We start from the raw sequence: 19,917 nt of genomic DNA, 5'->3' as shown, positions 1-19,917 counted from the left end.
TTATGTGATTGCTGTCATTGCTGCGATTCACCAAAAATTATCGTGTTTTCAGTAAATTGTGGGCAATCTGTGGGCAATCTGTGGGCAGAAAGTGGGCAGAGATTTTAAGGAGACCAAGTATGCCTCGGCCCCGGTTCCTGTTCCCAGGTTCCGGGGCCGACGGCTCGTATAAAAGGGTATTGATATGCCGAATGATAGGAAGGGTTCTGACGAGCCTGAGATCATCCAGGCCATCACGGCGCTTGTCGTCGTGCCGGCGGCCAACGCGGACAACGCGGTGGTTGACGTGCTGCTCACGATCGTTGTCGGTTGCGGGCTGGTCGTCATCTGGAGGTGGCGCAGGCGTTAGCTAGGGCCGGACCGGCGCGGGGCGACCCGTGCCGGGCACTTCCTCCTTCGGTCTTTTGACTGATTGCCGATAAGGCCGTTTGAATGGCTCTGAATCACGTGAGTTATCGGAAAAGCGTTATATTTCCTGTTGTGTTCCGGGTTTTTCGTAAAAAACTGAGGCTTCGGAACCACTGCAATTCAACGTTCCCGAAGCCTCAAACTGTGGTGCGAGTAGGGGGAGTTGAACCCCCACGAGCATTCGCTCACTGCCACCTGAAGACAGCGCGTCTACCATTCCGCCATACTCGCAGACAAGGGACAAGATTACCGCCGCCCAAGGACGAATGCAACCGAGGGCAAACGGCGTGTTGAGTTAGTGGGCCTCTGCCTGCCATCGTCGCCGCAAACATCCGGTCGAATCCCGTTCCCGGGACGCACGGTGGAGTGAGAGAACCGGCGATGATGGAGCATAGCCGCGTTGGAACAAACCCATTGCGTGCCATTTCGTGCGGCTTTCCCCGTCGTAAGGCGCCTGTGGAATGAAAGGCGGTGGGAGGGGTGAAGATACTGCTTTAGCGCTTCCAAACAAAATGCTCGGCGCCGGCTCCGATCTCGAAGTGGCACTTGGCGCAGCCGAGCCCTACGTGGGCGAAAAGGCCGGGCGTGGCGCGCGCGATTACCTCGGCGGTTGCCGACTTGCTTCTTGAACCGGCTCCGTACGGTTCTTGATCCGCGACAGACGCCGATGCGGGCTCAGTGGACGATCGAGAGGCAAGTTCGAAAATAAATGGTTGCTGGCCGAGGGACGTGGGGGCGAGCGAGGCCGCCTCGACGCCGCGCCGGAACCACTCGGGCGCGTCGGCCAGTGTCGCGTTTGCCCCTAGACTGGCGGTCAACGAGCACAATGATTCCAGCGGTTTGCTGTGATGCCTGGCCCCGGGGCGTGCCGCGTGACCGAACGCGATCACCCACATGACGCGTTCGGTGCCATCGAGGTCCCACCAACCATTCGTCGCGTCGTCGAGCACCGCCCACGAGCAGGCGAGACCAAGCTGCGTCAGCGTCAACGCCAGCCGCTCCCCGTACCAGCCCACGGCTTCCTCAATCGAGGCCTCCTGCCTCGGAATGTGGTCCGCGGCGCCGTTGCCCGTCTTTCCTGGCTGCAAATCATAAGGCAATGGGATGTCGGCTATCAGAGCGATGGCGTTGTGGACCCCAGCAAAGCGACCGTAATGCGTCTTATATCCGCAAAACGCGTCGTCCAACCCGCTTGCCATCTGGATGTGAAGGCCCGAAGCCGCATTGCAACTCGTTATCTGCGTTTCGATGGCTTGTAGGGCATCGGCTTTGACCGCCTCGTCCGTATACATTCTTACGGAATGCCGTTGCAGCATCGCTTCATGCAAATCCATGTCAACCCTTTCGTGGCCGCTGGTGAGCGTCTCCCATCGTACCTGAACGACGGCAGAGGAAGTCTGCGGGGAGGCCCCATGTGTGATATACGTCACCTATTATGTGTGAGCCGGGCCGGAACGTCCGTTCACCCCTTGGATCCGTGCGCATAGTAGCGGGCGAGGGTCTCGTCGCGGAATTCATCGAAGTAACCGCCGTCGATCGAGTCCCGGATGTCGTCGAGCAGCTTGATGAAGAAGCGCTCATTATGGATGGTGGCCAAGGTGGCCCCGTTGATTTCGTGCGCGCGGAGCAGATGATCGACGTAGGCGCGCGAGTAGTGCGTGCATGTGTAGCAGTCGCAGCCTTCCTCAAGCGGTCCGAAATCGCGCTTGTTCGCCACACGTTTGATGTTGTACCGGCCGTCGCGCGTGTAGATGGCGCCGTTGCGGGCACAACGGGCCGGAGCCACGCAGTCGAAGGTGTCGCCGCCGTTCTCCGCACAGGCGAAGATGTCATCCACCGCCGCGATTCCAAGGACATGCCGAGGCCGGCTTTCAGGCATCTCATCGCAGATCCACGCACATATGTCGCCGATGATGCGCTTCTCGATGGCCCCGCCGATACCCACGCCGTCGAAATCGAGCGAGGCGATCTGGGAAGCCGCTTTACGCCGCAGGTCCTCGTAATTCGCACCCTGCACCACACCGTAAAGCGCCTGGTACGGTTTGCCCAGCCGCGCCTCCGTAAGCCGCTGGTGCTCCGTCACGCAACGTTTCGCCCAGCGGAAGGTGCGCTCGACCGATTGCTCCTGATAGCCGCGCGTGTTCATCAACGTGGTCAGCTCGTCGAAGGCGAACATGATGTCCGCACCGATCTTATGCTGGATGCCCATCGAGATTTCGGCGGAAAAACGGTGCTCCGCCCCGTTGAGCGGGGATTTGAACGTCACGCCGTCCTCGTCCACGAACGCCTTACGCTCGCGTCCTGGAGCGATCACGTCGTCGGACTTCATGTCGGTGACGTCCATCGCAAGCGTCTTTTTGAACCCGGCTCCCAGCGAAAGCACTTGAAACCCACCCGAATCGGTGAAGGTCGGTCCGTCCCAATTCTCGAATCGTGCCAGCCCGCCGGCCTCGTCAAGGATGTTCTCGCCGGGACGTTCGAACAGGTGGAATGCGTTGGATAGCAGGCATTGCGCGCCCATATCCTTCATCATCTCCGGCAGAACGCCCTTCATTGCGGCCTGCGTGGCCACCGGCACGAACACCGGCGTGCGAATATCGCCGTGCGGAGTGTGCAGAACACCGGTGCGTCCGTATCGGGCTCCGCCGCGTCCAAGTCCTTTGGCCGAGTCCGCCAGCCGCGTCTTCTGTTCGAACCAGAACTTGCTGCGGTCCGCGGGCTTGCCTTTGACGGCCCCAAGCGGGTGTTCGAGAAGTCCCGAAGCGCTTGGTGCCGGGTTCCAGCTGTTCGTGCCGGAATGTGTTTGCGCGTGTAGAGTCGCTTCGGAGGCCACATTCGGCGTCCCCCGACGCATGACGGTATCGGTGTTGCGAGAAAGCTTGGACTCGCGCGACACATCGTGCGTGTTGCCCTCGTTCAGGGCGGACGGACTCTCGTCGTTGCCTGCTGCCGGTCTGTCAATGTCAAAAGTGCTCATGGCATTCACTCTAGGCGAAGGCGGTCTCAAATAAGCGCAAGTAGGCCATTCGTGGCAATCGGTGGTGCTAAGTAATATCGTAAGGGGTTGAGGTATTTCTTTCAAGAAACATTCAGCAAACGTTGAGAACGGGTGCTTTACTATAGGTATCACGTTCTGCGGTGGTGTCATAATATGACGCGGTGTCGAACGCTTGGTAAGACTGTTTATTGAGACCGTACAACCGTACATAAGGAGCAGCAATGGCTGAAGATAACAAGGACGAGTGGGGTTCAAGCCAGCGCCCGCGTCCTAATGAGGATACGCAGACGACATCTTCGAATGTCCGCGACGATGCGAGTGGTCAGATTCCGACCGAAGTGATTCCGAATGGCGTAAATGCGACACAGGATACCGGCACCGCTCCAACCGAGACTTTCCACACGACTTATCGGCCTGATGGCGCGTCTTCACGGCCTACCCGGGATTCCGAGCAGGCCGATGCCGATGCGGGGACTGAACCATCCGCATCCGCGACGGCTCAATATCGTCCCGCTCCGGAATACGGTGCGTACGGCACGGTTCCAACGCAAAATGCGGCAGGCGCGAATCCGCAGTATGGTCAGACCCCCAAGGACCAAGGCAATCCGTCCAACCCGGGCGATGATTTTGCCAAAGGCATGCCTTGGAACGGCATCTTCCGCGGCTTTGAAGGCAACCGGGGTTCTTCCGAATCCCGGAACGGTTCGCCCCAGGCCAACCCGTACTATGCGCAGGGTCAATTCAACGGCGCGGGTGCCGGAGCCAATGGTGGTGGTTTCTATGGCCCCAACGTTCCGCAAGATCCAAATGTCCCGCAGGGGCCGAACGGTGCGCCAGGCGCGGCAAGGCAGTCCGGTATGACGTCGAGCAATGTCATCACCGCGGTGGTGGCCGCCTTGGTCGCGGCCTTCCTGTGCCTCGGCCTTGGCTGGGCCGGCATTTCGAATGGTTGGATCAAGGTGCCTTCCTCCGGTTCGATGTCGGGCATCTCGTCGAACAAATCCGGCTCCGGCTCCGCTTCGGTCAAGGGAGGTCAGGCCCCGGACTGGCAGTCGGTCGCGCAGAATGTGCAGGGGTCGGTTGTTTCGATTCAGTCAACGGTGAGCCAAGGCGTCGCGAAGGGCTCCGGTGCGGTGCTCGACGACAAAGGGCATGTCGTGACCAACAACCACGTCATCTCCGGCAGCACAGACATTACCGTGACTCTTTCGAACGGTCAGATGTACAAGGCCGACGTGGTAGGTGCCGATCCTTCCACGGATCTGGCGGTCATCAAGCTGCAGAACCCGCCCAGTGATCTGAGGCCTGTGGCGTTCGCGGATTCGGACAAGCTTGCGGTCGGCGAGAACGTGATGGCCGTGGGCAATCCGCTCGGTTACGACGACACCGCCACCACCGGCATCGTTTCAGCGTTGGAACGTCCGGTTTCGGTGATGGACGACAATCAGCAATCCGAGATCGTCACCAACGCGGTCCAGATCGATGCGGCGATTAATCCGGGCAATTCAGGCGGGCCGACCTTCAACGCGGCCGGACAGGTCATCGGCATCAACTCCTCGATCGCCTCCGCGTCCTCCTCTGGTGGACAGTCGGGTTCCATCGGCATCGGTTTCGCCATCCCCTCGAATCTCGTCAAGCGCATTTCCAACGAGATTCTGGAAAACGGTTCGGTCAAGCACGCCGTGCTTGGCGTCGCAATCAAGAGCGCGACGGTCGAGGCCGACGGCATCACTCGCGGCGGCGCGCAGGTGACCACTCCTTCCAATGGCGGCGCCGCCGTTTCGCCAGGTAGCCCGGCGGCGAAGGCCGGCATCAAGGCCAACGACACGATCGTCGCCTTCGACGGCAACGCGGTGGGTTCGAATTCCGCGCTGCTCGGGTACGTACGTGCGGCCTCCCTGGGCGACAAGGCGAAACTGACGGTCGTTCGTGACGGCAAGACCATTGAGGTGGACGTCACGCTTGACCAGCAGGAGTCGAAGGTCAGCGGCTCCAACCGTTCCGAAACGCCGAAGCAGAACGGGAATAAGGGCAAGAGCAACAACGGCAACGGTTCCGGCAGTGACGGTTCGGACGGCAACGGTGGCGGCGGCCTGTTCGATCCCTTCGGCCTTTGGTAAATCGGTGAAACCGGAATCGTTGAACGGATTTCGGAGGTAACGATTCGGCGGGCGGGGGCGCTGGAACGGCATATGGTCCATGTCGTTCGGAGCCTCGCCCGCCGAGTCTATTCTCTTGGGTTTTCTGTCGTGAATTTGCTGGCGATGCGCCGGTTTGCGGGGTGTTCCACCGGATTGGTTGCGCCTGCACGGTGGTGGCCCGGTGCTTTGGTCGAGCCATCTGTTCTGGTCATGTATGGGGCTTGTTCCGGGAGCAATAATTTTCCGTAATCCTTCCCGTTGCGATAATCTAGAAGCTATGACTGAAAACGATAATGACAACGAACTGCGTATCGCCGTCGTCGGGGCCGGCCCCGCAGGTGTGTACTCCTCCGATATTTTCCTGCGTGAACTGGCCAAGCGCGGAGCGGACCTTGGCCTTCCAGGCCATGCGCGTATCGACCTGTTCGAGAAGCTGCCGGTGCCGTTCGGGCTTGTGCGTTACGGTGTGGCGCCCGACCACCCGGCCATCAAATTCATTGCGGACGCGCTTGAGAAGACGCTGGACAACCCCGACATTCACCTGTACTGCGATGTTGAATTCGGACGCGACGTGACGCTGGACGACCTGCTGGCGCGCTACGACGAGGTGCTGTTCGCCACGGGTGCGGTGGCCGACAAGCTGTTGACGATTCCGGGCGCGGACCTCGACGGAGTCCACGGCGCCGCGCGGTTCGTGGAATGGTACGACGGCTATCCGACCGGCGCCCGCACATGGCCGCTCGATGCCGAAAGCGTGGCGGTGATCGGCGGAGGCAATGTGGCGATGGACGTGGCGCGCGAGCTGGTGCGCAACGCCGACGACTTGAAGGAACGCACCGATATCCCCGACAACGTTTACGAGGGAATCGCGCAAAACAAGGCGCGTGAACTGCACCTGTTCATCCGGCGTGGAGTGGCGCAGGCCAAGTTCAGCGTGCAGGAGCTGCGCGAGATGGAGAAGCTGCCGGGCGTGCAGCTGATCATCAACGAGGACGACTTCGAACTGGATGATCAGACCATCGAGGTCGCCGGACAGGACAAGCTCACGCGACAGATGGTCGAGGAGCTTTTCGTGATTCGCGAAATGGCCGAGGACATGGAAGATGCCGGGGGTGTCGATTTCGAAGGAAACCCCGCACCACGAAAGTACTATCTCCACTTCAACGCCGCGCCCACTGAGGTTCTGGGGCAGGACGGCCACGTCGTCGGGCTGCGAGTCGAGCACACGCAGACCGGAGCTGACGGCGTGATGCGCCACACCGGTGAGTTTGTGGACTATCCGGTCGGGGCGGTCTATCATGCCATCGGATACAAACCCGCGAGCGTGCCGGGGGTGGCCTATGACGAGCGTCGCAGCGTGCTGGCGAACGTGGACGGGCGCATCATCGACAATCCCGCAAGCTCCGACGAGACGGGGGATGCGGCTGTGTGCCCGCGACTGTATGCAACGGGCTGGGCAAAGCGGGGGCCGGTCGGGCTGATCGGCTCCACCAAATCCGATGCGTTGGCGATCGTCGGAAACATGCTTGAGGATTTGGCTCAGGGTGGGCTGCCTGCGAAGGACCGCGACCCCGGGTCCATCGACCGTCTGCTCGACGAACGTGGCGTCAGGCCGATCGACTTCGCCGGATGGAAGCGCGTTGACGCCTACGAGCGCGCCGAGGGCGCCAAGGAGGGTCGCGATCACAAAAAGGTGATCGACCCGGACCAGATGCGGTCCCTGGCCTTAGGCTGACATCATAGAAGCGGCCACCGTCGGAGTTTTCGGCGGGTGGTCGCTTTGTTTTCGTCGTAAGCAACGGCGGTGACTTCAAGGCTCGCGGGAAACCGGTTTTGTCGATCATTGGTCTGAAACGACTTTGTGGCAAGGGTACATCGGCAGCGTAATTGATCGGTGTTGACGAAGTAGCGATTCTGTCGTGATTATTGGCCTGGCGGTGTGTTCGCAGTGCTCAGGTCGTACTGTGTGCCCGTTTGCCGTGTCTCCATTCCGTTCGGGTACTTCACAGCAAAAGTACAGATATGACGACTAGAATCTGGGTTATGGACAGCACGTTTAAGGTACACGGGCATTGGAACGGACTTAAGACCACACTGCTCTTCGGGCTGATGTGGGCCGTCATCATGGTCATTTGGTGGTTGACCGGGGCCAGTAGCGGCACATTGGGGGTGTACGTCGTCATCGGGCTTGCGATGACGTTCGGATCATACTGGTTCTCGGATCGCGTCGCGATTGCCTCGATGGGGGCACAACAGGTGTCGGAAGCCGAGGCACCCGAACTCTATCGCATCGTTCGTGAGCTTTCGGGTCGGGCAGGTAAGCCGATGCCGCGCATCTACATCGCGCCGACCACCAGTCCGAACGCTTTCGCAACCGGGCGCAACGAGCGGCACGCGGCCGTCTGCTGCACGCAGGGCATTTTGCGGATTCTGAACGAACGCGAAGTTCGAGGAGTTCTGGGCCACGAGTTGATGCACGTCTACAATCACGACATCCTCACCTCTGCCGTGGCTTCCGCGATGGCGACGGTGATTACGTATCTGGGCTATTCGCTCATGTATTTCGGCGGTGGCGCGCGCGACGATGACCGGAACGGAGCTTCTGGAATTTCCGGACTGCTTGGAGTGCTGATCAGTTCGGTTCTTGCGCCGATCGGCGCCTCGCTGATCCAGCTGGCCATTTCCCGCACGCGCGAGTATGACGCGGACGAGGACGGCAGCAGACTTACGGGCGACCCGGAGGCGTTGGCTTCGGCGCTCAACAAGATCGAACACGGCGCGGCCGCCGATCCGCTCCCGCAGACCGCCGGCACGCAATCAGCCGCCGCCATGATGATTCAGAACCCGTTCCGATCCGAAGGTTTCAGCCGACTGTTCTCCACGCACCCGCCGACCTCCGAGCGCATCGCGCGCCTGATGCAGATGGCGCGCCAGATGGATGCGGTCGAGGGCTCGTCAACAGCGCCTCGGAGTCGTTAAGAATCCGATAATGATTCGTCGATTGCGCCCGAGTTCAATTGAGATGTGCGACATCCGCGGGATGACGGAATTATTCGGATTCCATTGCCTGGAAGGATGTTGCACTCGTAAGTAGGACACGGGTTCGGCACGGTTGCCGACGGCCTGTGGTAGAATAACTAAGCGTATGTGTCGTGTGCGTACGATTGCGGATGTAGTTCATCGGTAGAATGGAAGCTTCCCAAGCTTCAGAGGCGGGTTCGACTCCCGTCATCCGCTCTTTGGGTATCAACGAAGTCTACCAAAATCGTTGATTTATCAACGTTTCTGTGATTCAGGAAAATCACGTACATCACTGCGATTTTGATAAATTGTTGCCGGTTTTGTTGGTGGCTAATCGTCTCCGCCTTTTCTATCTCCTTGCTCATGCGCGTTACCGGGGTTATAGGCCAAAAAACGTGTCTCTAGTCGGTGGCATTGGGGTATCTGGTTGGGGGTGTGGAATTTCGTTCCGATCGATGCCGGTGCCCCAGTTCTCCGGTGTGCCGAGGGTGCGTGCCGCGCCTTTGGGCGAGTGTTGTCATGCCTGTTCGTTGAGCCGTTCGATCTGTTCGTCGGTGATGGCGTGGGTGGCGAGCCATGCGCAGGATTCCGGTGCCGGGGTGTGCATGTGGCACCACCGGCGGATGGCCTTGATCTTGTGCAACGTCGATGGGCCTTGTGGCTGTGGGGCATGTCGCGCGGCCGGCGGTTCCTTGACTCGACGAGGCTGTTGGTGTGCGGTATCGGCTCCGCGCACTCCCCCTGCATGGTGATGAACGCGTCCATGACGTGCTCGGAGATCCTCCTGGGATCATGGCGCGGGCGCGCACCGGCCTCCAGCTCGCACGTCGCCGAGGACATAAGGGCGGGCGCAAGCCCAAACTCACCCGGGCCCACGCTGGGCGGGGTCCCTGAGTTCTACGGGTCCGGCACCGTCACCGTCAACGAGATCGCCGCCCGATTTGACGTCGGTCGCGCCGCCATCCACCGCACGCTCGACAACACGAAGAATGAAACCGAACAGTCAAAGGACCGAAGGAGGAAGTGTCCGACGCGGGTCGCCCCGCGCCGGGCCTGCCCTAGCTAGCGCCTGCGATGCCTCCAGATGACGACGAGCGCGGCGAGGTCGATACGGCCGGAAGACCGCACGGCCGCCTCCACCCGGGTAAAAGGCGTTGACGACGGTTTCATTCTATCCGAGAAAAGGAATATTAGCGTCTGTGATATGATGCCAGTATCAGTTGCGGCAGGGTAACTCGCTGGGATTTCAGCCGGCCATTAAAGCTTTTACTCAGAGAGGCCGCAACGGATGGGGTGTCTGTTACATCCCGCTGATTATGCCGCTGGCCCCGATGTTTGGAAACAAGCACTGGGGTCGAGGTTTTTTGAAGAATGTTACATGGCTGTTACATGGGATACTAAAAACGACTTCTAAAGAACCAATAAAACGTTGGAATTCTAACGATATTTCTATGCGTGGTCTTTTAAATATCGTGAGTTTGACTCTCGTCATCCGCTTTTCGGCATTCCCTCAGTTCTCCAATGATTTCAAGCCTTTTGAGCAATTCAGTTCAGTTCGATGCAACACTGATATGAGCTTGATGCGGCAACCGCAATGTCCTGGACCAATCGCGTCGCTTCTGGGCGGGCCACCCCCATTGCGAGGTGACGGCAGCCGATCAGGGTAGCGATTTACGGGCGGCTTGGAACCCGGTGTTGATGTGGAAACGGACTGGATTTGAGCCAACCTCGAAAAAGCATGGCTCGTAGGGCACACGAGCTGCTATCATAAGTGATATCTTTACGCCGTGTATCGGTGGCTTTGCGCTGTTGCGCCGAGCCTTCGATGGGTTAACAAGGCGTGACCGTATGACGGTCGCGCACCTTGTGCCGTGGCCGACCCGACACAGCGCAAGGAGTTGTTGTGATTAAGCGAATTCTTCGCAAGACCGCCGAAATCTGCCGGCAGGTCCCCATGCTTCCCGTTACCATCGTGGCGGCCGTGTTCGTCGCGCTCCTGTGGCGCGTGCGCTTGTGGGCCGGTTCGCCCTCGTGGTTCATCAGCCCCTCGGCGGGCCAGCTGATAGTGGTCGCGCTGGTGCTCGTTTCCGTGGTCGACGCGGTTCGCGGCATGGTTGAGTCCATACGCCAAGGGCATGTTGGCGTTGATGTTCTCGCCATTCTGGCACTGCTTTCCACCCTCGCAGTCGGGGCGTACTGGGCCAGTTGGGCCGTGGTGCTCATGATCTGGTCCGGTGAGGCCATCGAGTCCTTCGCGCAAGGCAAGGCAGCAGGCAACCTGAACGCGCTGGTTGACGCCGCGCCCCGCATGGCACATATCTCCACCGTCCCTGGAATCAGTAGGGACTTACGCGCGCAGGAGGCCCGGCAGGGGGCCGCGCAGGAGGATCGGCAGAGAGCGGACGGATTCCGGGCCACCGGTTCTGCTCCGGTTGGCGTGGTTCACGCCGGTTCCGAATCAGGTCGCGCAACCCGACCGGAATCGGGTTCCGCTGCACATCCTGTTTCCGGTTCCGACCCCACTTCCGCTTCGCAAGCCGCCTCCGCGACCGCCGCGCGCGCCGCATCACATTTCCGCACCATCCCGGCCGAGGAGGTTGCGCTGGACGACGTGCTCGTGGTGCTGCCCGGCGAGACGGTGCCGGTGGATGGCACATTGCTGGGCGGCTCGGCCACCCTTGATCTGAGCGCGATCAACGGCGAACCCCTGCCCCGCACGGTTTTTGCCGGGGCGCGCATCATGTCCGGCGCGGTCAACGGCTCTGGCGCACTGGTTATGCGTGCCACGCAGTTGGCGAAGGATTCGCAGTACCAAAAGACGATGGGGCTGGTCGCTGCCGCCCAGACCTCCCGTGCCCCAGTGGTCAGAACGGCGGATGTGCTCGCGGTGCCGTTCACCGTCGTCTCCCTCGCCATCGCCATCGTGGCTTGGATTGCCAGCGGCACGCCCATGCGTTTTGCCCAAGTGCTCGTATTGGCCACCCCGTGCCCCCTGCTCATTGCCGCTCCGGTGGCGTATGTGGCCGGCACCGCCCGGCTGGCCAAGTCCGGCGTCTTCATCAAAACGCAGGCCGTGCTCGAAAGCCTTGGCCGTGTGAGGCATATCTTCTTTGACAAAACCGGCACGCTCACCGTGTCGCGTCCGCAGGTCGCACGCGTCGAAGTGCGGGATGATATGCGAGACACCTTGATGGGCAAGATCCGCGCGGCCGCCGACCTTGAGGGGTACGCGGCTGTCGCTCGGCGCCCCGATTCGGGCTTTACCTCTCAGATGCTCGAGGATTATGTCATTGCCATGGCGGCTATCGTGGAGACGTATTCCGTCCATATTCTTGGACACGGAATCGTTGAGGCCGGTCGCGCCGTCGCGCGGCGTTTAAGCGAGGAATTCGGCCCCGGAGCCGGTGTCTCGAATGGCGTCGTACGACCGAGGACGGCTTCCGTTTCCGCTGCCAAGTCCACTCAGCCACATCAGCGTTCCAAGGATTTCCCGTTCGGCACCCACCCCGTGGTGCGCGGTGTGCACGAGCAGGTGGGGCAGGGCGTCGAGGGCATGGTCGACGGAAGTCTCATCCGCGTGGGACGTTTCGACTATGTGTCGGCTCCGTTGGGGCAATCTCAATCACAGGAACAACCAGGCGCTGCGGGATCATTGGGTTCGCAAGCATCGTTTGGCGCTTCAGGCGTTTCCGACGCTTCCAAAGTTTCTAACGTTTCCGATACGTCGACGGGCTCTTCGGGCGGGGCGAGGAACTCAACGGTCTTTTCTGGGGCGCCGAGGCCATCCGATTCGTCGAACCGGTCGGGCATATCCGGTGAATCGGACGTGCCCACTCGAACCAGCGCGTCCGGTCAGCCGGTTCATTCCGGCCCAGCAAGTTCGCCGGCGGCTTCCAGCGGCGACGGCCTTTTCCCGGTCTCGCGGTTCGGCGAACGCGCCGCCGACGAAATGGTGACATACGTTTCGGTGGACGGTGAAATCGTCGCCCGTATTGTATTGCGTGATGTGCCTCGTCACAATGCCAAGGAATCGCTGCAACGCCTGAAGGCACTTGGCGTGCGGCAGATCACCATGCTCACCGGTGACGGACGCGCCTCGGCCGAAGTCATCGCCGCCGAGGTCGGCATTGCCGATGTACGTGCCGACATGCTTCCACAAGATAAACTGGCCGCAGTCGAAGCAGTCGCCTCCGAGCCGCAGGAGAAGGCCTCCGGCGTTACCGCGAAGGTCGCGGCCTTGCTGCGCACGATTTCCGGCCAGCCCACCCCGCGTCCCGTTTCGATGATGGTCGGCGACGGCGTGAATGACGCGCCCGTTCTCGCCGCGGCCGATATCGGCGTCGCGGTGACCGACGGTACCTCCACAGCCGCGGCTCAGTCGGCGGAACTCGTCATCATGAACGACGACATCGGTGACGTGCCGCAGGCGATCGTCATCGCCCGTGAAACCAAGCGCGTGCTTTTGCAGTCGGTGATCGCCGGCTTGGGCCTGGCGATTGTGTGCATGGTGCTGGCCGCGTTCAATCTCATTCCCGTGGTCGTCGGCGCTTTTATGCAGGAAGGTATTGACGTGGTTTCGATACTTTGGGCCTTGACTGCATTGCGCGACCGCAAGGGATAGGAAAGTCCGCCATCACCCGACAAGTACGGTCTACGCTTTTGGTGCCTCGGCGGGGCATAGGTGCACGCTCGGCGGTTGGGCACGGCCGCGTTCCGTTCTTTCCGTCATCCCGATGAGGGCACGCGGCATCGTCGTCAATGCAAGGCCCGAAAGCCGAGTCCGGGCTTACGTTCCGCACCCTGGTGCGCTTGTTGCATGTTGAGGGGATAATGAAGCCATGACGATTGCTACTCCTGAGCGGTACCTTGAAATGCTTGACGCGGCGCGGCAGGGAGGTTATGCGTACCCGGCCATCAACGTGACCAGCACGCAGACGCTGAACGCCGCGTTGCAGGGCTTCGCGGAGGCCGATTCCGACGGCATCATCCAGGTTTCGGTGGGCGGGGCCGCGTACCTTTCCGGGCAACGGATCAACGACAGGGTCACCGGATCGCTTGCGTTCGCGGCTTTCGCACGACAGGTCGCGGCCCGTTACCCGCACATCACGGTCGCCCTGCACACCGACCACTGTTCGGCGCAGTACCTCGACACATGGGTGCGTCCATTGATGCAGCATGAAACGCGGCAGGTCGCGCGGGGTGAACAGCCGGCCTTCCAATCGCACATGTGGGACGGTTCCGCGCTGCCGCTCGATAAGAATCTCGACGTCGCGGCGCTGCTCCTGCGCGAAGCGGCCAGCGCCCACACCGTGCTTGAAATCGAGGTCGGCGCGGTCGGCGGAGAGGAGGACGGGCATGTCGCAGATTCCGGCGCGAGTCTTTACTCCACTCCGGACGATGCCCGTCAGGTGGCGCGTCGCCTGGGTTTGTGGCGGGGCGGCAAAGACATGACCAGTGTCGCGCCATATATGGCCGCGTTCACGTTCGGCAACGCGCACGGCGCGTACAAGCCTGGTGTGGTCAAGCTGCATCCTGAACTGCTCGGCGAAATTCAGGACGCCTTAGGGTCGGGGCAATCGGCGGAGTCGACAGGGGTCGCGCGGCCGGCCGGATCCGAGGGGCCGGTCGGATTGGCCGGGTCGGCAGGAGCGCCCAGCTCGGTCGACAAGCCCTTCGCGCTCGTTTTTCACGGTGGCTCCGGTTCGTCGCTGGAACAGATCAGACAGGCCGTCAGTTATGGTGTAGTCAAAATGAACATCGACACCGACACGCAGTACGCGTTCACGAGAGCCGTCGCAGGCCACATGTTCAAGCATTACGATGACGTGCTCAAACTGGACGGCGCCGTGGGTGACAAGCAGTATTATGACCCGCGTTCGTGGGGGCGCGAGGCCGAAAGCGCGATGGCTCGTCGCGTGGTCGAGGCCTGCGTGGAACTCGGGTCCGCGGGCAAGGCCCGCAAATAGTGATTACGTTGGTTTGAAAGCGCGCCTGTGGATGGGACGACAACCGTTGCTGCAGGATGCGTGTGGGACAGAAAGTCTTCGGGGTTCTACCCCCCCCCCAATTCTCCATCGTCGAATCTTTTTGCCGGTGGTTGTAATGTGCAGGTACCAGATGAAATGTTGGTGAGAGATGATGTTGTTAGCTGCGCCGGTAAGGCGTTGATGGAAGGTGTCAGTGGAAGCTTGAATGGGGCTTTTTGATCGCAAGCATGAACTAATGGCCGATTCCGGCGGTGATATTTTTGTTCGTCGTCATGCGGAATTTTAAAACGATAATGTACGTAATCGGTTTTTAAAAAAACAAGTTATGAGACGCCGAAAAATTGGAATGTGCATTTTTGCACGGGAGAATAGGTTGAAAACCGCTCAATTTCAAGTATGATTGAAAGTGTTCCCATACAAACTTGCATTTTTCATCAAAGACATCTATAGTCTATTTACGTAATCGGTTACGTATTCCGTAACCGGATATGATTCATCGACGAAGTGACATAGACTAGACACAGGAAGGTGTGTACCAATGGATTTCTCCAAAGTTGTGGGAACCTTGGATCAGGGGTTTAATTGGTTTATCGGCTTGGGCGGTGCGGCGATGATGTTTGTCATCATTACGTTGCTCTCGCTGGCGTTCGGTGTCAAGCTGAGCCGGGCGTTCGAGGGCGGTCTTCGCATGGCAATGGCCTTGACCGGCATGAGTGCGGTCATCTCTTTGCTGACCACAGCGTTCGGACCGGCGTTGAAGTCGTTCGTTTCGTTCACGGGTCTGCATCTGTCCATCAGCGATCTTGGCTGGGCTCCTATCGCCGTGATTACGTGGAGTTCCTTATATACGCTCTATTTCGCATTCATCTGCATCGTCACCAATCTGGTTATGCTGGCGTTGAAGGTCACAAATACCTTGAACGTCGATTTATTCAATATCTGGAACGTTTCGATTCTCGGGCTTCTGATCAACTGGAGTTCGGGCGGCAATTTCTTCCTGATGTCGGTTTTCGTCGTCTTCATCTACGCCCTCATGCTGTTCAACGCCGACGCGATGAAGCCAACCATCAACGATTTATTGGGCTATGACGAGACCAATATCACCACAACCGCGCATCCCGAGTTGTTGGTTACGCCAGTGGTGGTGTTGCTTGACAGGCTGATCAGCAGAATCTTCCCCATCATTGACAAATACGACTTCGATGCCGAAACTCTGAACAAGAAGATCGGCTTCCTCGGCAGCAAGGGAGCGATCGGCGCTTACCTTGGCGTGTTCGTCGGTTTGCTTGGTAGGCAGGACGCACCGCATATCTTCACATTGGCGTTCACCGCGGGAGTCGCCCTGGAACTGTTCGGCATCGTTGGTGATTGGTTCGGGCCCGCGATTGAGCCCTTGTCTGAGGGCATCAGCTCATTCATGGAACGCAGGATGCATGGCCGTAAACTGTATGTAGCCATTGATTGGCCGATTCTCGCCTCACGCGCTGAAATCTGGGCCGTGGCCAACATTCTTGCGCCGATACTGTTGATTATTGCAATGGTGCTTCCCGGCAACAACGTCTTGCCGCTCGGTGGAATCATACTCACCGTGCTTGCGCCCGCACTCCTTATCGGTACGCGTGGAAAGGTGATGCGCATGACTATCATCGGTGTCATCATGATTCCGCTTTTCCTGTGGGCGGCCACCCTGATTGCGCCATTCCTCACCCAGACGTCGAAGGTGATGGGTGTCTTCCCTGCCGGCCTTAGTAAGAACGAAATGTTCAGCGCTGTGGATTCCGACCCAATTGAGAAAATGCTCGCCTTGCTTTTTGGCAATGCGGCGAAGACTTTGGACTGGAAGCTCATCTTGGGTTCCATTGTGGCTTTGGTCGTCTATGTCGCGCTGTTCGTCTGGTATGTCCGCACGCTTCGCAAAGAGGCTCTTACGCTCGGCGATGGCAAATCGGGTGCGGCATCAACCCAAGAGAACCTCGGGAATGCAGCCATTCAGAATCGTGATGGTGAGGTTGTCGAGCATCGTGAACAAGGCGCGGCAGATTCCGCGTCGCAGTCTGGAATGAAAGCAAGCGTGCAGGCTCGGTTGAAGTCGAAGGCCCGGAGTCTGCTGCCGCAATCTTCTTGTTCGGTGAAGGCGTCACTGCGTAATCGTTTACGTTCGTCCCGAACTCCTGCAATGACCACGATTGGTTGATTGCGGCCGGGGGCATGGTCGGGTTTGCGAGTATGCATACTGCGACCATGTCATCCTAGTGAATACTTGCCAAATCATCCCTCCGGTTTAGTCTGAAAGATATTGAGCTCTATCTGATAACGGGACTGGAAGGTCACAGATGGCAACGATTAAAGACATCGCGAAGATGAGTGGAGTATCCACCGCAACCGTGTCGCGAATCATCAACCAGAGAGGAGGCGCAAGCAAAAAGACCATAAAAAAGGTCAATGCCATAATCGATGAGCTTGATTATGAGCCGAATTTCGTGGCGAAGACGTTGTCGCAGCAAGAATCCAACCTCATCGCTTTGCTCGTGCCGAATCTGACCAACCAGTTCTTTGCCGAGCTGGTGAGTCGCATTGAACAGGCGGCGGCTTTAAGAGGTTACCACGTATATCTGTGCAACAGTGAGGATGATCGGACCAAGGTCGAATATTATCTGAAGTTCATGGAGAATATCCGGGTTCGGGGAGCGATTATTGACTCGCTGTATGTCACTGAGCGAGACCTCGAAGCGCTGAATCGTAAGGGGATTGTGCCGCTGACGATTGACAGGGCGTGTTTCTCACATCCATACGCGGCGATGTCGGTCGATCACGTAAACGGTTCCTATCAAGCGACAAAATATCTGATTCAGCAAGGTCGATGTTCGAGACTTGTCTTCGTTTCGGGTCCGAGCGCCGAAAAAAGCTCCGAGGATCGATATGAGGGTTACATGCGTGCCATCAGCGAAGCTGGTGTGAGGCATGTGACGAAGCTATACAGTGATTTTTCGATTTCCGGCGGCTATGAGGCAATGCGCTCGTTATTCAGGGAACGCAGTGACTTCGACGGTGTCGTTTGTTCGGATGATGCCATTGCTCTCGGCGTGCTCCGGGCGATTTCCGATGCTGGTTTGAAGGTTCCTGAGGATATGAGGGTCATCGGTTACGACAATATCGACATGAGTAAATATTCGGTCCCGCGTCTGAGCACAGTCAACCAGCTTCCCGAAAATATCGGGGATATGGTGCTGGACATATTCGAACAAAGCAGCAAGGCTGGAAGCGAGCCGCAAAAAAAGATGATTGATCCGCACCTTGTCATACGTGACACTTCGCAGACAAGGAGCGTATAGAAGGAGTGTTGTAAATGTATGAGATAGGTCCCTCGTTGATGTGTGCGGACTTGGGAAATCTGGAACGGGATGTCAAGCAGTTGGATGCTGCGGGGGTTGATTTCTACCACATAGATATCATGGATGGTTCTTTTGTCCCCAATTTCACGCTTGGGCCTGATTTGGTGCGAAGCGTAAGAAATATGACGGACAGGCCGTTGGACATGCATCTGATGGTGGATAAGCCTGAGCGGTATGTCTCGATGTTCGTTAACGCCGGGGCGGATAGAATTGCCGTCCATGCCGAATCGACAAATAGCCTGCAAGGAACGCTGAGCCAGATTCGCCGGGCCGGTGCGGAAGCCGGTGTGGCGATCAGTCCGGCGACTCCGCTTGAGGCATTGGATTATGTGTATGACGTAACTGATTACGTTATTGTCATGACTGTCAATCCCGGGTTTGCGGGACAAAAATTTATCGAGCCAATGTATGATAAGATTGAAAACCTTGCTGGGCGAATCAGGAGCAGGGGGCGCGATATTCCCATTGAAGTCGATGGCAATATCGGCGCCGGGACCATTCCCGAGTGCGCACGACGTGGGGCCACGAGGTTCATCGGTGGCACCAGTGCGATTTTCCGCCAGGGCTCTTCGTTGGCCGACAATGTCAGAAATACGCGGCTGTTGTTCGATCAAGCGTAGTCTGACGGCATGGACGCTTATCTGAAAAGATTAAGGCTCCGGTCGGGGCTGTTGGGGCTGGAATGGCAAAGTCTCTTGACTTCGTTAGCCGAAAGGTTCGGTCCCGTGTCCAAATCGCGTCATACGGACAAGCATTCATATATTCATAATCGGTAATTCATTATCAATCAGCCATAATTCATCACCATAACTAAGCGTCATCAAGCGCGTGATACCGCTGTTCGTAAGGTGGCTGCGAGAGTTAACTGTACCTTTTACGCCTCTCGCGACTCATACGCCCCTTTACGTAACCGGTTACGTAATCGGCGTCCGATGATGCCCTAAACAAAAAGGAACAAACAATGAGCACGAAATATGACGTAGTGGTCCTTGGCAGCATGCATCTTGACATCAAAGCCTTCACCGCAACCTATCCCAAGCACGGTGATACCGCCACCGCGAAAAGTATAACGATGATTCCGGGAGGCAAGGGAGCCAATCAGGCGGTCGCCGCAGCTAAACTTGGCGGCAAGGTGGCGATGCTCGGCAGCGTTGGCAACGATGGCGCAGGCAAGCAGATACTTGACGATCTCGATTCTTGGAACGTGGACACCCGGTTCGTCAGACGATCGGAAGATTTGGGCACCGGTACGTTCATCGTCGAGATTGATGATAGCTCCGAGAACACGATGGTCGGGACGATGGGCGCCGATAATTCCACAACGGAGCAAGACATCAAGACGGCGATGAGCCAGATCGACGCGCCTGTGCTCGACCTGCAGCTAGAAACATGCAAGGAATCCATTATGACTGCCCTGGAAGAGGGGCGCAAAAAGGGCATGTACATCATTCTAGACCCGGCTCCGGCAGATAATTACTTCCGTGAAGCGATGCGATATGCCGATTGTGTGACACCGAACCAGCAGGAAACTGAGAGGATTACCGGCATCAAGGTCAATAACCGTGTGGATGCCCTCAATGCCGCGAAAGCGATTGTCGAGCTTGGTCCCAAAACCGCTATCGTCAAGATGGGCGACGCTGGGAGCGTAGTTTATCATGAGGGCCAGGTTTACGAGATCGATGCCGTGAAGGTCAACGCGGTCGATAGCGTGTGCGCTGGAGACGTGTTCGCCGGAGCGCTGGCGGTGCACTATTCGCAGCATAAGGATTTTCTGGCGGCGGTGAATTTCGCCAACCGTGCTGCTGCACTGAAAGTAAGCCGTGTCGGTAACCATTTCGCGTTCCCCACTTCTGACGAAATGCGATGAGACCTTGTCTACGTGCTTCTTAACGCACCAAATAATAAGGCGTTCCTCTTATTCTTCGCGTAAGCGGTCGATGAGAGGGACGCTTGCCTCTTTGCGGCGTCAT

General features: G+C 58.5%; 13 protein-coding genes and 2 tRNA genes. 11 read left to right on the top strand and 4 right to left on the bottom strand.

Features of this window, described 5'->3' with window-relative positions; translation table 11 throughout:
• Positions 1-184: 184 nt before the first annotated feature.
• Complete coding sequence (locus BBOH_RS08815) at positions 185-349, top strand: hypothetical protein (RefSeq protein WP_156097526.1); 165 nt, start codon at positions 185-187, stop codon at positions 347-349.
• Between the two features lie 204 nt (positions 350-553).
• On the opposite strand, the gene BBOH_RS05285 is transcribed toward BBOH_RS08815, so the two are convergent.
• The 3 genes from BBOH_RS05285 to tgt all read right to left on the bottom strand — a co-directional run bounded on the left by BBOH_RS05285 (position 554) and on the right by tgt (position 3,385).
• A tRNA-Leu gene (locus tag BBOH_RS05285) sits at positions 554-639 on the bottom strand.
• 263 nt (positions 640-902) lie between these two features.
• Positions 903-1,742, bottom strand: a complete 840-nt coding sequence (locus BBOH_RS05280) for a nitroreductase family protein (protein ID WP_033522124.1) — start codon at positions 1,740-1,742, stop codon at positions 903-905.
• Positions 1,743-1,870: 128 nt separating this feature from the next.
• Positions 1,871-3,385 (bottom strand): tRNA guanosine(34) transglycosylase Tgt, encoded by a 1,515-nt coding sequence (tgt, locus tag BBOH_RS05275; RefSeq protein WP_237743142.1) that lies wholly within the window; start codon positions 3,383-3,385, stop codon positions 1,871-1,873.
• 242 nt (positions 3,386-3,627) lie between these two features.
• Between tgt and BBOH_RS05270 the strand changes: the two genes are divergently transcribed.
• From BBOH_RS05270 to BBOH_RS05255, 4 genes are all read left to right on the top strand, one after another.
• A complete protein-coding gene (locus BBOH_RS05270) occupies positions 3,628-5,526 on the top strand; it encodes a S1C family serine protease (protein WP_033522126.1) in 1,899 nt (632 codons plus the stop codon).
• 298 nt (positions 5,527-5,824) lie between these two features.
• Positions 5,825-7,282 (top strand): FAD-dependent oxidoreductase, encoded by a 1,458-nt coding sequence (locus BBOH_RS05265; protein ID WP_033522128.1) that lies wholly within the window; start codon positions 5,825-5,827, stop codon positions 7,280-7,282.
• Positions 7,283-7,590: 308 nt separating this feature from the next.
• Positions 7,591-8,526, top strand: a complete 936-nt coding sequence (htpX, locus tag BBOH_RS05260; protein ID WP_033522130.1) for a zinc metalloprotease HtpX — start codon at positions 7,591-7,593, stop codon at positions 8,524-8,526.
• Positions 8,527-8,713: 187 nt separating this feature from the next.
• Positions 8,714-8,784, top strand: a tRNA-Gly gene (locus BBOH_RS05255).
• A 301-nt stretch (positions 8,785-9,085) separates the two neighbouring features.
• Here BBOH_RS05255 and BBOH_RS08810 read toward each other — a convergent pair.
• Positions 9,086-9,304, bottom strand: a complete 219-nt coding sequence (locus tag BBOH_RS08810) for a hypothetical protein (protein ID WP_152595389.1) — start codon at positions 9,302-9,304, stop codon at positions 9,086-9,088.
• A gap of 1,218 nt (positions 9,305-10,522) precedes the next feature.
• Here BBOH_RS08810 and BBOH_RS05245 point away from each other — a divergent pair.
• The 6 genes from BBOH_RS05245 (at position 10,523) to BBOH_RS05220 (ending at position 19,814) form a co-directional block, all read left to right on the top strand.
• A complete protein-coding gene (locus tag BBOH_RS05245; RefSeq protein ID WP_044098227.1) occupies positions 10,523-13,189 on the top strand; it encodes an HAD-IC family P-type ATPase in 2,667 nt (888 codons plus the stop codon).
• 217 nt (positions 13,190-13,406) lie between these two features.
• Positions 13,407-14,534, top strand: a complete 1,128-nt coding sequence (fbaA, locus tag BBOH_RS05240) for a class II fructose-bisphosphate aldolase (protein WP_033522134.1) — start codon at positions 13,407-13,409, stop codon at positions 14,532-14,534.
• 559 nt (positions 14,535-15,093) lie between these two features.
• On the top strand, positions 15,094-16,749 hold the full coding sequence (locus BBOH_RS05235) for a PTS transporter subunit IIC (protein WP_074428586.1): 1,656 nt from the start codon (positions 15,094-15,096) through the stop codon (positions 16,747-16,749).
• A 139-nt stretch (positions 16,750-16,888) separates the two neighbouring features.
• Positions 16,889-17,887 carry a LacI family DNA-binding transcriptional regulator gene (locus BBOH_RS05230; RefSeq protein WP_033522136.1) on the top strand — a complete coding sequence of 333 codons (999 nt, stop codon included), beginning with the start codon at positions 16,889-16,891 and terminating at the stop codon, positions 17,885-17,887.
• A 14-nt stretch (positions 17,888-17,901) separates the two neighbouring features.
• The gene (gene rpe / locus BBOH_RS05225) at positions 17,902-18,567 is read left to right on the top strand and encodes a ribulose-phosphate 3-epimerase (RefSeq protein WP_033522138.1); all 666 of its coding nucleotides are present in this window, start codon (positions 17,902-17,904) and stop codon (positions 18,565-18,567) included.
• 341 nt (positions 18,568-18,908) lie between these two features.
• Positions 18,909-19,814: a ribokinase gene (locus tag BBOH_RS05220; protein ID WP_033522139.1), complete on the top strand. Its 906-nt coding sequence runs from the start codon at positions 18,909-18,911 to the stop codon at positions 19,812-19,814.
• Positions 19,815-19,917: the final 103 nt, after the last annotated feature.

This window comes from Bifidobacterium bohemicum DSM 22767 (assembly GCF_000741525.1).
Classification (GTDB): Bacteria; Actinomycetota; Actinomycetes; order Actinomycetales; family Bifidobacteriaceae; genus Bifidobacterium; species Bifidobacterium bohemicum.
This window is presented reverse-complemented; position numbering and strand designations above follow the sequence as displayed.

Bases quoted from the DNA above. Each gene is read 5' to 3' on its own strand.
- BBOH_RS08815 (WP_156097526.1), top strand. From the start codon at position 185: ATGCCGAATGATAGGAAGGGTTCTGACGAGCCTGAGATCATCCAGGCC.
- htpX (WP_033522130.1), top strand. From the start codon at position 7,591: ATGGACAGCACGTTTAAGGTACACGGGCATTGGAACGGACTTAAGACC.
- tgt (WP_237743142.1), bottom strand. From the start codon at position 3,385: ATGAGCACTTTTGACATTGACAGACCGGCAGCAGGCAACGACGAGAGT.
- BBOH_RS05265 (WP_033522128.1), top strand. From the start codon at position 5,825: ATGACTGAAAACGATAATGACAACGAACTGCGTATCGCCGTCGTCGGG.
- BBOH_RS05280 (WP_033522124.1), bottom strand. From the start codon at position 1,742: ATGGATTTGCATGAAGCGATGCTGCAACGGCATTCCGTAAGAATGTAT.
- fbaA (WP_033522134.1), top strand. From the start codon at position 13,407: ATGACGATTGCTACTCCTGAGCGGTACCTTGAAATGCTTGACGCGGCG.
- BBOH_RS05220 (WP_033522139.1), top strand. From the start codon at position 18,909: ATGAGCACGAAATATGACGTAGTGGTCCTTGGCAGCATGCATCTTGAC.
- BBOH_RS05230 (WP_033522136.1), top strand. From the start codon at position 16,889: ATGGCAACGATTAAAGACATCGCGAAGATGAGTGGAGTATCCACCGCA.
- BBOH_RS05235 (WP_074428586.1), top strand. From the start codon at position 15,094: ATGGATTTCTCCAAAGTTGTGGGAACCTTGGATCAGGGGTTTAATTGG.
- BBOH_RS05270 (WP_033522126.1), top strand. From the start codon at position 3,628: ATGGCTGAAGATAACAAGGACGAGTGGGGTTCAAGCCAGCGCCCGCGT.
- rpe (WP_033522138.1), top strand. From the start codon at position 17,902: ATGTATGAGATAGGTCCCTCGTTGATGTGTGCGGACTTGGGAAATCTG.
- BBOH_RS05245 (WP_044098227.1), top strand. From the start codon at position 10,523: ATGCTTCCCGTTACCATCGTGGCGGCCGTGTTCGTCGCGCTCCTGTGG.